The organism is Agrobacterium vitis (genome assembly GCF_014926405.1).
GTDB lineage: Bacteria > Pseudomonadota > Alphaproteobacteria > Rhizobiales > Rhizobiaceae > Allorhizobium > Allorhizobium vitis_H.
The window spans coordinates 38,185-52,097 of the sequence record NZ_JACXXJ020000002.1 but is presented as its reverse complement, the minus strand read 5'-3'; the positions used below and the strand labels follow the sequence as shown (position 1 = coordinate 52,097).

Genomic DNA, 13,913 nt, shown 5'->3' with positions numbered 1-13,913 from the left:
TGCTTCTCAATTACAAGTTGGAAATGGAATACAATCGTCCAATGTTCCGACCGAGATACGTCAAATTTGTATCTGATTCATCGTTGGGAGATTTCCGTCTTAGGGAATCTAGGGACGCATATGTAGGGTTTATCAATAGTACATTAGCTAGTGCTCAGAAAGTGTTGGAGGAATCAATTCTAAAAGCTAAGGTTTGCGCAGCCGACGGGAGGTTATCGCATTTTTCTGAAGCGCCGTGTCTGCAGGGTCCTTCTTTTGACACCTTGTATTCAGTGCTTCCCGGCACTGATTTGTGGTACGTCTACGGTAGTTCCGACCAAATTCATCGGTTTGTGGAGTGCGGAGAATTTTTGTGCACTACGGCTTCCAGATTTGTCGCCTGTACTGAATCGCCTTACACCGACGGAGTGACATCCCAGACGATATGGAAATGGCACAACCAGATCTCACCTGGCTCTCGGCTTTCCCTGAAGGATGTGGAGGCGTTTTTCGCTTTCCTGCCGAATTTATCTTTTTTCAAGACGAACTATTCACTTCTCGAAATCCATGGCATGCATCAGCGCAAGTTTCTTGCCCCAATCCCAGGTTCACGGTTTAGATGCGAAGTTGTCGCGTTTGGTGAGGCCTTTCCGCCGTCGCCTAAGCTCGTACCAGATGCGAAGATTGTCAGCGTTGAGAGGCTTTCTAAGTGGTCCTACGGTAGTTGTTTCCGGTGTTAGATTAGCGCAGAGTGTTGATTGCGGATGTGTATTGCTTTTCAAATATTAATGTTAACTGAATCTTGAGTGTGTTTTTAACGTTATATTATATCATGGGGTTTTTGTATTGTAATATAAAGTAATTCCGGATGTGATAATTAGTAGTTAAGAATGTCTGTGTGAGGTGATTTCCTCTAGGAAAAAATTTGCTTTTATACGAAATTAACATCCTCTATTTTGTTGCTAGATCAATATAGAAAACATAAAAATAACAAAGTCGAAAGCACAAAAAACACATCTGATAAGAAAAAAACGCGTTACATATTACATGAATATGATAATTCAACAGAAAATATATTAGATGCATCGCAATACGGTGATAGGGGTGCGGCCTTATGGAACTTTATTACAGGAGGTTGGAACGAACTGCTTGGCGCACGTCTTCTTTACTTCATCTTCTCGTCCTTAACAAATATGGTGGCACCAAAGCGGATCAAGTCTCCTGACCTGAAGTTACCAATCACGCTGGATGTTTTGTCAGTTGGCGGAAAGTTTCCTTTTCCCGCATGAATAATATTGATGAACGCGCGGGTGAGGGGCATCTCGATTTTGGTAATAGTTGCAATTGCCGCGATATCCTCCAATGAGCATAATTCCTCAGAAAAATAACGATGTTCCATGTTGTCAGGGCATGCATAATGCACGTTATGAGGTGATGGTGCGAGGCAATATTCCCTTAGGGTCGCATAATCAGTGCCATATTCATCGTTGCATTCCTGCAAGAGAGAATTGAGATGCAACCCACACGCTTTGGCAACCTTCCGGCGCTCTTGGTCTATCTGCTCTTGGACCTTGCAAACGTAAGTGTTGGATCCTTCACCATAAAAGAAAAAGCCCGTCTCGGCTCGTGGGGTTCGCTCGTCTAGTTCAAGAAGCCACTGCTCAGCTCTTTTGGTAAGGGAATTGACAGGGTCGCGCAGCCTTCCGATGTTCATGACAGCGGCAACCGCATGAGTGATATAGTTGGAAAAGAACAGCACCTGCAATGGTGGGATGGGGATGATCCTAGCCGTAAATAGCTGGGCGAAGATGATCTTGATATCTTCGGGTAGATCGATGACGCCAACATCATTTCGATGAATTGGGAAACACGACAGTCCGAAAGAAGCTTTCATTTCCTTAATGTTGACCTTACATTTTTTTTTATCCGATAGCTTAGACGTTGTGGGCGAATTATCCGTCTCGAGTATTCGCTTGCATTGCAGTTGCCTCTCGTACTTCATGGAAAAGCCATGGCCGCAGACGACGAGAATATCCTTTTCTGCGAGTTCACCGTTGAAGTTGGCGAGTTCACTGACGAAGCTGTCGTGAACGTCCGCACGGGTGACAATAATCAGTAGATGGCTGGAGCGAATAACTGCGAGCAGATCATCAGAGGCTGAGACCGTAAATGAACCGTTGATCACTCCCTCGGTGGTGACGACTCCTTCATTGGCTTTGATTGCTGAGATCGATCCTGGATGATCCGCTGGTGCCCACAGAGCCGTGGAAACGTGCCGAGAGGCGAACCAAGCCGCTAATGCAGTCCCAGCGTGACCAGAACCGAGGACCCCTACAGTCAAGGGAAGGGGATGATGACCTGCGGCGGGAACAGGTAGAGAAGTTGAGGATGAAGCGAGAGCCATTGTCGAATATTTTGGTTGAGAGAGAATATGAGATATCTGATTGAGTTCCGAAAGGAATTTATGTGGAACGTCAGTTGCGTTGTGGCAAGAAACTCTTGCTGGCTGACAGTGATCTGAGGCGACTTTTGTACGCACAATAGTGGTTTCTGACGTATGTGCTTAGCTCATTAAAGCTCTAGCAGCCGGCGGCTGAGTGACTCCTTCAACTTTAAAGTTCAATCCATCCCAAAATTAAAACGGCTTGTCCAACGTCATCGCCCGGGTCAATAGCGTGGCTGCCTTAAATTTTGCGCTCCTGATCTGTTCGTCATTTTCCGTAATCAATTGTAAATATCAGCGTTTGACAGGATATATTGGCGGGTAAACCTAAGAGAAAAGAGCATTTATTAGAATATTTGTATGTTTGTAAGGGCGTGAAAGACTCACTCGATCGTTCGTTTGTTTGTGCGTGCCCCATAGAGCCCGTTCTGGATGCTTGACGGTCGACGCGCTATTGGCGTCTCTTCAACTTGCCAAAGTTCGGAAAGCCTGACGACGCAATACCGCTCGAACGTTTTCACCATCAGAGTCAACCTTATGCAGCCTGAACGGTCGCACGCGCGCAAAACCATGGTAGACGGCTGTCTCCACCGCTGCGACCGGCGAAATCTGGTAGGCTGATCCAGCCAGCTGAATTTTTCCACCTTCGATACGGTTGCTGAACGGGGCAAGGATCCCATTCCTCACGCCATTCTGCGATTGCAGCTCTTCGATATCCCGATAGCCGTCGACGATACTTTCGCCTTCCTGTCCATCGGCACTGACAGTTCGCCAATCGAGAAGTGTCGCCCCGACCAATGCAATCCGGGCTCGATAACCGCGACCGGGGACCTCTATCGCATCGATGCCGGATACCATTGTCGTCAAGACCGATGTTAGGTCCGGGTTGTTCTTTGTGCCGAGCAATCTTCTCTCTCTCATATTAGTGGCTAACCAGGAGACCTTGAATTTTTCTCCGCTACCGGTCGATCCTAGTAAGGAGGCGACTTTCGCCGAGAAGCCCCTGCTCATCCATGATCGGATGGGCGACCGACGTTATGTGCGCGTTGATCCGTTTGAGGTCGCGCAAAATGTCGAGATGCAGGGAGCTTGTCTGGAGACTTTCGACGCGACCGGCCCGGAGACGCTCAAGATGGCGCTCCGCCGATCGCTTCTCCATCCTGCGCACATCGATCTTTCGCTCCATCAGCTGTCGCGCAAGACCCGCATCACGGGTCATCAGGATAGTCTGAGCGATACGTAGATTATCGATGGTGAGTTGGAACAGCTGCTGCAGTTCAGCAAATCCATCCTCGGAGAAATTCAGGCCCTGACCAACCTTTTTAGTCACTTCAGGCAATAGGCCTTTTTCGATGATGTCGCCGATATGTTCGAGGTTAATCGCGTAGTCGATTATGACAATCGACCGCCGGCCCTCCTCGTCAGATAATCCATTGCGGCCAAGCTTGGATAGATAGACCTTGATCTCCTGTTGTATTCGGTCGACCTGGCGCTCAAGCGCGGGAAGCTCAGTCAAACCCGCAGCATCATTCTGTTCGAAGGCGTTGGAAGCCCGCAACAACATTTTTTCAACGAGATCGCCGACGCCCAGCACCTCCCGCGCCGCGCTGGTGAGCGCAACGAGCGGCGTCGAAAGTTCATCCTGATCGAGGAATTTCGGTCCGTTTTCCGGCTGGATCCTGTCCGGGATGATTTTTGCCATCCGGGCTGATAGAAAGCGCGAGCACGGCCAGGCTATAGCGGCCAAAGCAATATTAAAGGCAAGATGGGCATCAACGGGAAGCTTTGACGCGGGTAGCGGCAGAAGTGATAGTAAATTTGCAAACTGCTCAGCGAATGGAAGGGTCAGGAGACAGCCGATCCCTCGAACAATTAGGTTTCCAAGCGCTACGCGTTTGGCTGCGGCCGAACCTGACAGAGTGGCAATCACCGGCGGGATCGCACCTCCCAGATTCGCGCCGAGAATGAGCGCGACAGTCAGGCCACCTGAAAGCATCCCGGTTGAGGCCAATGACAGAACAAGGATGACGGCCGCTAGGCTAGATGACGAAATGAATGCGATGGCCGCGGAAAGCAGCATTGCGACCGGCAAGGCATTGTCGAGTAGGCCGATAAAAGCTGCAAGCGCCCGCGAATGTCGAAGTGGTTCCGTCGCGCTACTGAGCAAATGAAGAGATAGCAGCATGATTGCGACGCCGATCAAAGCCGCGCCGGCGCCTTGGCGTGGGACTGACCTACTCCGATGGAGTACGATTCCAGCCGAAAGCAGCAGTGGGGATACCCATTCGATCCCGGTCGCAACAATCCATGCCGTGACGGCTGTTCCGATGTTCGCACCGAGGAGCACGACTTGCGCCATCCGCGGCTTGATCAGTTCGCGCTCGACAAAGGAAGAAACCATGAGAGCCGTTGCGGTCGAACTTTGCAACGCGACTGTCGCAAGGAAACCCGAGAGCAGGGAGCGCAGGCTCGTGCGCGTGCCTGTCGCAAGTCCCGTTCTCAACCTTGCTCCGAGCGCGCGCGTGGCGCCGTCCTTTACCAATGACAGGCCGAACAGCAAAAGCGCGATAGCGCCGAACAGATTGATCATGACGAGCGTAGAGCCCAACAGTTAATCCCCTCTTTCGGTTTGACGGGACCCATGGTCATATGTGCGATCCCCTGACGCCGAAGGGGAACCGCACCGAGCAAACATGTGGTGGACAGCGCGGGAGGAACGCCGTCCACCAACATCCTGTCGCTCTCGCCGCTTCGACAGGACTGAAATCATGGCTCCTCCATCGATGAGCTGTAGTCTGGGCGTCTCCCTCATTTGGATTGAAACTCCAGCCGCAGCCTGTAGCCACGGCTTTCGCCAGGCCCGAGCTTGCTACCGTCGACTGGTCGAAGATCTGATCGAGGTTCGATCCCAAGTGCAAATACGCCGGACTGATAGGCACGCCAGGTAGCAAACCTCGGGAGCGCTTGTTGATCATAGGTGAGGGAGAGCGAGAAACCGCATCGCTCGTTCTCAAGAACAATTGGCATGTCATGCGGAGTCACACGGCAGTCGACATGATCCACCTTCTCACCGAAATCATCATGCGGGATCGGCGGGGTCGAGTTGATCTGTGTTAGTACAGCTTCTGGAAGCCCTCTTATCGTCAAACTGTCGTCCAAGAATGGATATCCGACATTGAAGTGGTACAAAATAGCGTGGTCGGATGGCCGAAAACTTCTATTCGTCACGGTGTCTTCGATGAATACGACAGGTTCGAATACCGGCACGGTTATCTTGCGGTGCAGTTCCAAGACCTCTCCGAAAACAGTTGATTGCCGTACGGTTCCCTCGCAGATGATGACCAGTGTCTCGACGTCGACACCGTATCGATTCAGTCGCGCCTTTTCTGACGAGATCCGACCGTGCTGCGGTAGGCGGCGTGTCTTGAAATTTGGATATCCGTAATGCGTAACATCGGCCTCATGAGGCTTGCTGTACTGATCCAGACCGCAGGTCACGAGGAACCCATCGAAATTGCGGAAGAAGCCCAGTCCTTCCTCCGAATCCGGGTCATGTGGCGAGAACGGCAGTTGATTGGGCGAGTGCCACCCGACATTCACCCCTTTGAACGACAGGGATGACAAGTCGAAACCACGATCGACCGAGATCTCGAATCCGACGCCGGCTCCATTCCTGGCAACGATAAGACGTTGTCCCCTGCCAGGGCCGTCTTGCAGTGTTAAGAGCCTAGCGTCGGCAACCGAACGGAGGTCTGCGGTTCGGCGGAGCAAATCCATGTCCATCAACTGGTCCTCATTTCACGGCGCGGAGCGCTGACGCATCGGCAAAACCATAGTTTTCAAGTTTGGAGATCAAGCCACGAAGCTCCGGCTCCTTCACTGACGAAGCGGCTGCCGCCGGTGTGAACCAACTTAGTCTGCGCTCATTCTTTTCGGGGTAATCGGTCTCAAGTTCTTGCACATCGAGCAGGTGGACCTGAACCATTGCGGGGACGAGCTTTCCGTCATCCAGCTTCTTCACATAGGTGTAATGACCCCATGCCTTCTTGTGGATACGGCCTCTGACCCCGGCCTCCTCCCAGGCCTCGGCGCACGCAACCTGGTGGGGCTTCTTTTTTCCCATCGGCCATCCCTTTGGGATGACCCAGCGGCCGCTGTCCCTGCTCGTGATCAGCAGGACCTCGATCGCTCCGTCTCGGCTCGGCACGCGTCGAAAGCAGATAGCAGCATATTGCGTCCTGACATCGCCTTTTGGAAGCTTGTCGGCTACGGCTGCAAACTCCGTCGATGGCGAAAGTTCGGTATTTTCGTGTGCCAAGTCGAGGGCCTTTCACACTCTCGTCATGCAAGATTGCTATAGGATTGACGAACCAAGGACGACGAATGTCCCGACTATTCAACGCCTTGATTGACGAGGTGCTTGCGCGTTTTGTCTCATGGTGAGGGGCGTCGCACGTGTTCTCGCGCGACAACCGTTCGTACAAGGCGATCGAGGGTTAGGCAGCCGCCGAGAGATTGTTGAGCACGGGCTTTACTCGATTAAGAAATTCGTCCGAGCCGCACACGAAACGAAGTTTCTGGGGAAGCTCCGTCTTGTCCCAATCGATCGTGTGACTGACGCCCAAGCCGGCGAGAATTGGCAGCGCCGCCATGACGTCCCAAGTGGAGTCGCCGACAGAAACGTAGCCATCCGTCTCACCCATCATCACTTCGATCAACGAGAGCGTCGCTGACCCCGTGAAGCGGAAGCTTATGCGAAGGTCATCCGAGATGAAGCGCAGGACCTCCAACCTGTCAGCCGTCGAAACCGACGGATGAAAGCTGAAGCCAGTCGATGCACGAGACATGTCGAGCGCGGGCAATGGACCGAGAGGCTTCCCATTGAGTTGCGGTACGATGGCGTGACCACCAATCAACAGCAGATCGCGCGCGGGAGCGAAGATAACGCCAAAGGCAGGGCGGCGGTGCTCGTACAGCCCGATAGACACCGCCCAGTTCTGGGCGCCGCGGACATAGTTGAACGTTCCGTCGATCGGATCGATGACCCAGATGCGACCCGAAGTCCCGGTGATCTCGCCACCCTCTTCCCCGAAAACGCCATCGTCTGGAAAAGCTTCACGAAGCCTTGCGATAATCAGGGCTTCGACCTGTGTGTCGGCTTCGGTGACAAGGTCGAGGTGCCCCTTCTTTTCAACCGGCAAGGTGGCCAACTTCTTGAAATAGTAGAGGGCCAGGTTTCCCGCTTCTCGCGCAATACCCTCGACGATGGTCGCCTGCTCCGAAGAGACTGCTGTGATGGCCTTATCCACGAGCCTGATCCCGCAACCGTGCGACCTGTGCGACGTCGTCACCGAGGAGCTGATCGAGCTGACCTTCACGGACCCACTGGACGACCTGAGACTCGACGTCCACGCCGTACTTCATCAATTTCTCATGGTGGCCGGCCGGCAGATAGCAGAAGGCCGCGAAACCATCTTCGTGAAGCTGGCGGGCCTCGCCGCTGGCGAAATGGTAGACTTCGATATTCATGGCATCGAGATTGGCCTGGCGAGCAAGGGACGCAGGGTCGATAAGGCGAGAGTGCATCAGGCCGACCGTTGGAACATCCGGGATAGCTTTCTTGACATCCCTGAGCTGGACATAGTCGAACGACGAGAACTGCAACAGGTCCGCGGCGCCAAGCTCATCGATTAACGCCCGAAGCTTCGGGAAAAAAACGTCGTTCTGGTCGTAGATCTTGAGTTCGAGCTGATAAATGATGCCAAGCTCTCGAGCGAGTATGAGCGCATCACGAAGTCGCGGTACCTGCTCACCCGCAAACTTTTCATTAAACCAGCTGCCGGCATCTAGCTTAGCGAGCTCAGCATAAGTCATTTTGTGCACGATGCCGTGACCGTTGGTCGTGCGATCGACTGTCTTGTCATGCATGAGGACGAGTTCGCCATCGCTTGTAATCGAGAGGTCCGTCTCGCAGGTGGTCAGCGGACCGCCATACTCAAAAGCCTTGCGAAACGCGACCAGCGTGTTTTCCGGAGCGCCCGCACTGTGGCCGCGGTGGCCGCCTATACGCATGTTCTCGATCGACATTCTAAGGGGGTTCATTTTCTCTTCCTTCATTTATCGGAGGCGCGCGTCGAGACGATCGCGCAAATAGTCGCCAAGCAGGCTTATGGATAATGTTGTGAACACGAGGACTACGCCTGGGAAAGCAGCAAGCCACCAGGCAATCGCAAGGTAGTTTCGCCCGTCGGCAACCATAAGTCCGAGGCTTGTGGACGGCGGCTGGATGCCGAGCCCGAGAAAACTCAGACCACTCTCGAGCAGAATGAGCTCCGGATAATTTACAGTGAGTTGAACAACGAGCGGGCCTGCGATGTTTGGCAGTATGTGACGCAGGTAGATGCGCCATGATGGTACGCCGACGATCCGCGCCGCCTCGGCGTAACCGTCCTCGTTGGCACTCAGGACAAGGCCGCGCGTCAGACGAGCATAACGCCACCAGTTGTAGATCCCCGCTAGTAAGACAAACAGCAGCGGGTTCGAACCGAAAAACGCCAGTACGCCAAGAGCCACGATGATGAAGGGAACGGACTGCATGGCATCGGCAAAGCCCATGATGAGGTTATCGACCCAGCCCCCAAAATGCGCAGCCAGAAAACCCAGAATGGTGCCGATAAGCAAACAGATCACCGAGCCTGCGAAGGCGATCATCAATGTCATCTGGATCGCAGCAAAAAGGTTGCTAAGCACATCCCGGCCGAGATAATCCGTGCCAAGCAGATGTCCTGGCAGGGTGCCCGGCAACGCGAAGCGTGCAAGTGGCGACTGTTGCAGATAGTGGAAGGGTGCGATCCATTGCGCCGTCGCACCGACAATTACGATCGCAGCGATCCATATTATGCACAGCCAGATGCTGATCGGGGTTCGGGTGGCAAAATTCCAGAATTGCCCCCTCGGCAAGGAGAGTATCTTAGCGTGGGTCATTATTTCTGAAGCCTGATCTTCGGATTGAGGACCGCGTAGAGAATATCGACGGCCAAGTTGATCGTGACCATAAAGGCCGTGAAAAGAAGGATCATTGCCTGCACAACGTTGAGATCGCCGTGGGTCGTTGCATGAACGAAGCCGCTTCCGAGGCCCGGCCAGGCAAAGACGGTTTCGATGAGCACCGAACCGCCCAAGAGACCGCCTGCGACAAAGCCCAGCATGGTCACCATCGGGATGGCGGCGTTAGGCAGCGCGTGTCGAAGAATGACTTCCCACTTTGGTATCCCATCGGCTCGGGCGGCGGCGATGTACGGCTGCTCGAGCACCTCAATCAGCGTCGAGCGCGTGAAGCGCGCGATTGTGGCCGCGTTGAAAAGGCCGAAGGTTGCGACGGGCAGAATCGCGTGCTGCCAGGTAGAACTGCCAGAGCTCGGCAAGACACGCAGCCAAACGGCAAACACGAAGATGAGAGTGAGACCAAGGAGAAAGTTGGGAACGCTGTATCCGAGCACAGCTCCCGTTATGACGGCTTTGTCGACAGGGCTATCGCGTCGAACAGCAGCGACGATCCCGACCGGTATGCCGAGGAGCACACTCAGAATGAAGGCGGATACCGTCAACACCAGTGTCTTTGGTATGCGCTCGGCAATGATCGAAAAGACCTCGCGTCCGTCGGAGGATGAGACGCCAAAATTTCCTTGGAACGCATTGGCCACATAGATCAGGAACTGCTGGAGGATCGGCTTGTCGAGGCCCCAGTCGGCGCGGAACACCGCCAGCACCTCCGGCGTTGCACGCTCGCCCAGCATCGTCTGCGCTGGATCGCCGCTCAGTCGAAGAACGATGAAGACAAAAGTCACGGTGAGAAAGAGAACGACCAAAGCCCGAAGGGCACGAGCGATTATGAAGCCTATCATTATGCGATCTCCTTCCGGCAAATCTCGGATGACACGTCTTCGGCGCGGTGACATGCCACCTGCTGGCCGTCGAATTCGCGAAGCTTCGGCGTTTCGGACGCGCATCTGTCGATGGCAAACGGACAGCGCGTCCGGAAAACGCAGCCTTCGGATGGTTTGCTCGCATCGATTTCGCCCTGTAGCGGTGGCGGAAGGTTGCGCACGCTCGGATCCATCGTCGGAACTGAATCCAGGAGCGCTCTCGTATAGGGATGGCGGGGCCGTTCGTAGACCGAACGGATATGGCCGGTCTCAACGACCCGCCCGAGATACATCACGGCGATCCGGTCGACCAGGTGTCGAACGATGCGAAGATCGTGGGTGATAAACACGTAGGCAAGATCCAACTCCTGCCAAAGCGACTGGAGTAGCGCCACAACCTGAGCCTGGACGGATACGTCCAGCGCCGAGACGGCTTCGTCGAAAACCACCAGTTTTGGGTCGAGGATCAAAGCACGGGCAATGACGACCCGCTGGCGCTGGCCACCCGACATCTGGTGCGGGTACCGGGTCATCATCGCACTTGACAGCCCCACACGCTCGAGAATAGCGGCTGCGCGCTCATACGCGCTCGCGCGACCTGCAACGTGATGAACAAGAAGGCCCTCGGCGATCTGCTCTCCAATCGTCATCTGCGGGTTCAGAGCCGACAGCGGGTTCTGTTGCACAAGCGAGGTGCGCATACGGAACTTCGTCCAGTCTTTAGAGCTGCGGTCCTTGTGGTTCACGCCCTCGAACAAGACATCTCCGCTTGTCGGTGGGGTCAGGCCGAGCAGGAGCCGACCAAGTGTCGATTTGCCGCTTCCGGACTCACCGACCACGCCGAGGCGTTCCCGCGGCGCGAGGTCGAAGCTGATGGAGTTGACCGCAAGCTGGCTCGTCGGCTTGGCGAAGAACCCGGTCTTGTGGCTAAAGGCCTTGACCAGATCGTGGGTTTGAAGCAATGGCGTATTCATGCGACCACCGGATGGTAACAGGAGGCTTCATGGACGAGGCCTATATTTTTGGGCGCTGGGAAGCGTACGGAACATTCGCCACTCGCACGCGGACAGCGTGGATGGAAATGGCATCCCTCCGGAAGGCTATCGAGAAGGGGTACCGATCCGGGGATAGGGATCGGAGGTTCGCGGTCCGCGGGATCGATACTGGGCATACAATCGATCAGGGCCTGGGCGTAGGGATGAGCCGGGCGCCGGAGCAGTTCTGTCACGGGCGCCGTCTCGACGATCTTACCGCAATACATCACCGCTGCGCGGTCGGCCAAACGAGCGATTACTCCGAGATCGTGCGACACGATGAGGAGTGCCATGCCGGTTTCGGCCTTCAATTCTTCCAGCAAATAAAGGATCTGTGCCTGCGTCGTCACATCGAGCGCGGTAGTTGGCTCATCGGCGATCAGCAATTGGGGCTTTGCCGCAAGCGCATGAGCGATCATGACGCGCTGGTTCATGCCGCCGGAAAACTGGTGCGGATAGGAACGCAACCGGCTCTTGGCACGGTCGATGCCGACGCGCTCAAGAAGCCGCATCGCCTCCAGCCGCGCGTCGCTGCCCCTGAGACCCTGATGCCGGAAGAGGGCAGATTCGAGGTAGTAGCCAATTGTGTGCACTGGGTTCAGGCTGCTCGTCGGATCCTGGAAGATCATGGCGACCGATGGTGCTTTCCCCTGGCTGTCGGCCTGCGCACCAGAACTCAACGTTACCGTTCCGCCCGTTTGAGCAATGCCGCGCGGCAGCGCTTTGGCAATGGCATAGCAGGTCATGCTTTTTCCGCAGCCGGATTCGCCAACGAGGCCGAGCGTTTGACCCGCACCCAGCGAAAAACTGATGCCATCGATGATCTTGAGCGCGCGCGCCGGCACCTGAACGGTGAGGTCGCGAACTGCTAGTAGACTTGTCACTTGAAAACTCCTCCCCGGCGGCGCGCCTCCAGATACGCGCCACCACCAACGAAACTCACGCTCAGGCGAAGCTGAGGTTGTTCCGGAACTCCATCATTTCGAAGCTTACGGGCGTCCAGTGGACATCCTTGCGGGCGGCGTAGACGTCATAGGGCTGGTAGAGAATGACCGCGGGGGCCTCAGCTTCGAAGATATCTCGCATGCGATTGTAGGCGTCGGAGCGTTCTTTGCCGTTCGGCAGCACCGTGACCTTATCGCACAGCTCGTTGAATTCGGCCGGCGCTTTCCAGCCCCACCGCTTCTGAACCTGGCCGTTGGGCCCGAACTCGGGAACGATGGTGGCATAAGCGTCCGTCATCCACTGACCGTTGGACCAGTTCCGCATCCAGCTCTTTTCGTCAGGCACCGTTGTGCCCGGTGCATAAATTTCCGGCACGACGGTGACGCCGATTTCCTTCCACATTTCGATCATCATCATCAGCGCCGGAACTGCGTTGGCGTAGTAGTTGCCCATCGTACGATAGGTGATCGGCGTGCCGTCGTAGCCACTCTCCTTCACCAGGCGCTTGGCTTCCTCGACATTGTATTCCATGGCGGGCCGATTTGGATCGAAGGTTTCGCCATAGTTCGGGAAGTTGAAACCATGCGGGATCGAGGCCTTGTTCTTCCAAAGGGATTCGACCATCAGCGGGCGATTGACCGCAAGCGCCAGCGCACGACGAAGCGTCTTTTCCTTGAAAACCGGCTGGTTCATGTTGAAGGTGAACATCTGGAAGTTCTCGATGAGCGTTCCACGTGTTTCCAGGTCGGGGTAGCTGTTGATCAGTTGGATGTCGTCGGGCGTCAGCGTTGTGACGATGTCGTATTCGCCGCTGATCAGGCCGGCGACCCGCGTGGCTGGCTCTGCGACAAGCTGGTACGTGATTTTCGAAGCCGTCGGCTTTGAACCCCAGTAGTCGTCGTTCGCTTCCAGCACGACACGGTCGCCGCTGACGAGCTCGACAAACTTATACGGACCCGTTCCGATCGGCTTGTTGCCGAATGCAACCGCTCCAAGGTTCTTGTAGTATTCCTTGGGAACGATGCGACTCATCCAGGACGCAGCGTAGGTTTCGATGAGATAGCTCGGGGTTTTCGTGCGAAGCACGACCGTATACTTGTCCTCGACGACGGGCTCGTCGAAGGCGAGCGAATAGGACTTGCCGAGCGGGATTGTCTTGATCGCTTCGGGCCCCCAGAGCCGCTCCGACGAGAAGGTATACGCGACATCGTCTGCGGTCATCTCCACGCCGTCGTGGAACATGACCTTCTGGCGTAGCTTGAAGCGTACGGATTTGTCGTCGATCCGCTCCCAGCTCTCGGCAAGCGCCGGCACCAGCGTAATGCCGCTGCCTGGTGCGCCTTTTCCAAAAAAGTCGCGGGCCACGAGCGTGTCGTAGATCTGGTTCACGATACGCGGACCAACGTTGCTGATCGCATTCACCGGCTCAAGGGTCGGCGGCAGGCCATTAACGCCAATCCGGAGCTCGCGTCGTTGCTGCGCGAAGGCGAACTTCATACTTGTGGTTGATGCAAGCGCTGCAACGCTGGCACCGATGATGAAATTTCTGCGGCTAGTCGAAAGCATCTAAGAGCTCCTGCTTGGCAT

Annotated in this window: 13 protein-coding genes; 1 reads left to right on the top strand and 12 read right to left on the bottom strand. The window is 55.1% G+C overall.

The window, feature by feature from the left end:
* Window positions 1–23: 23 nt before the first annotated feature.
* Complete coding sequence (locus tag IEI95_RS29715; protein WP_139190089.1) at window positions 24–719, top strand: RolB family protein; 696 nt, start codon at window positions 24–26, stop codon at window positions 717–719.
* Between the two features lie 425 nt (window positions 720–1,144).
* Here IEI95_RS29715 and nos read toward each other — a convergent pair whose 3' ends face one another.
* From nos to IEI95_RS01045, 12 genes are all read right to left on the bottom strand, one after another.
* Complete coding sequence (nos, locus tag IEI95_RS01100; protein WP_070167540.1) at window positions 1,145–2,383, bottom strand: D-nopaline dehydrogenase; 1,239 nt, start codon at window positions 2,381–2,383, stop codon at window positions 1,145–1,147.
* A gap of 504 nt (window positions 2,384–2,887) precedes the next feature.
* Window positions 2,888–3,328 carry an aldose epimerase family protein gene (locus IEI95_RS01095; RefSeq protein ID WP_070167539.1) on the bottom strand — a complete coding sequence of 147 codons (441 nt, stop codon included), beginning with the start codon at window positions 3,326–3,328 and terminating at the stop codon, window positions 2,888–2,890.
* Between the two features lie 52 nt (window positions 3,329–3,380).
* Entirely contained in the window at window positions 3,381–5,030 is a 1,650-nt protein-coding gene (locus IEI95_RS01090) for a Na/Pi cotransporter family protein (RefSeq protein WP_070167538.1), read from the bottom strand.
* Between the two features lie 200 nt (window positions 5,031–5,230).
* Window positions 5,231–6,205, bottom strand: a complete 975-nt coding sequence (locus IEI95_RS01085; RefSeq protein ID WP_070167537.1) for a DUF4432 family protein — start codon at window positions 6,203–6,205, stop codon at window positions 5,231–5,233.
* 10 nt (window positions 6,206–6,215) lie between these two features.
* A complete protein-coding gene (locus IEI95_RS01080; protein WP_475559351.1) occupies window positions 6,216–6,545 on the bottom strand; it encodes an NUDIX hydrolase in 330 nt (109 codons plus the stop codon).
* A gap of 373 nt (window positions 6,546–6,918) precedes the next feature.
* Window positions 6,919–7,731, bottom strand: a complete 813-nt coding sequence (locus IEI95_RS01075) for an inositol monophosphatase family protein (protein ID WP_070167535.1) — start codon at window positions 7,729–7,731, stop codon at window positions 6,919–6,921.
* Window positions 7,724–8,524 carry a glycerophosphodiester phosphodiesterase gene (locus IEI95_RS01070; RefSeq protein WP_070167534.1) on the bottom strand — a complete coding sequence of 267 codons (801 nt, stop codon included), beginning with the start codon at window positions 8,522–8,524 and terminating at the stop codon, window positions 7,724–7,726. Before IEI95_RS01070 ends, IEI95_RS01075 begins: the two co-directional genes overlap by 8 nt.
* A gap of 15 nt (window positions 8,525–8,539) precedes the next feature.
* Window positions 8,540–9,406, bottom strand: coding sequence for an ABC transporter permease (locus tag IEI95_RS01065; RefSeq protein WP_070167533.1), 867 nt, complete (start codon window positions 9,404–9,406; stop codon window positions 8,540–8,542).
* Window positions 9,406–10,326: an ABC transporter permease gene (locus IEI95_RS01060; RefSeq protein ID WP_081344248.1), complete on the bottom strand. Its 921-nt coding sequence runs from the start codon at window positions 10,324–10,326 to the stop codon at window positions 9,406–9,408. Before IEI95_RS01060 ends, IEI95_RS01065 begins: the two co-directional genes overlap by 1 nt.
* Complete coding sequence (locus IEI95_RS01055; RefSeq protein ID WP_070167532.1) at window positions 10,326–11,321, bottom strand: oligopeptide/dipeptide ABC transporter ATP-binding protein; 996 nt, start codon at window positions 11,319–11,321, stop codon at window positions 10,326–10,328. The genes IEI95_RS01060 and IEI95_RS01055 overlap by 1 nt, the downstream gene beginning before the upstream one ends.
* Window positions 11,318–12,265, bottom strand: coding sequence for an ABC transporter ATP-binding protein (locus tag IEI95_RS01050; RefSeq protein WP_070167531.1), 948 nt, complete (start codon window positions 12,263–12,265; stop codon window positions 11,318–11,320). Before IEI95_RS01050 ends, IEI95_RS01055 begins: the two co-directional genes overlap by 4 nt.
* A 61-nt stretch (window positions 12,266–12,326) precedes the next feature.
* A complete protein-coding gene (locus IEI95_RS01045) occupies window positions 12,327–13,892 on the bottom strand; it encodes an ABC transporter substrate-binding protein (protein WP_070167530.1) in 1,566 nt (521 codons plus the stop codon).
* Window positions 13,893–13,913: the final 21 nt, after the last annotated feature.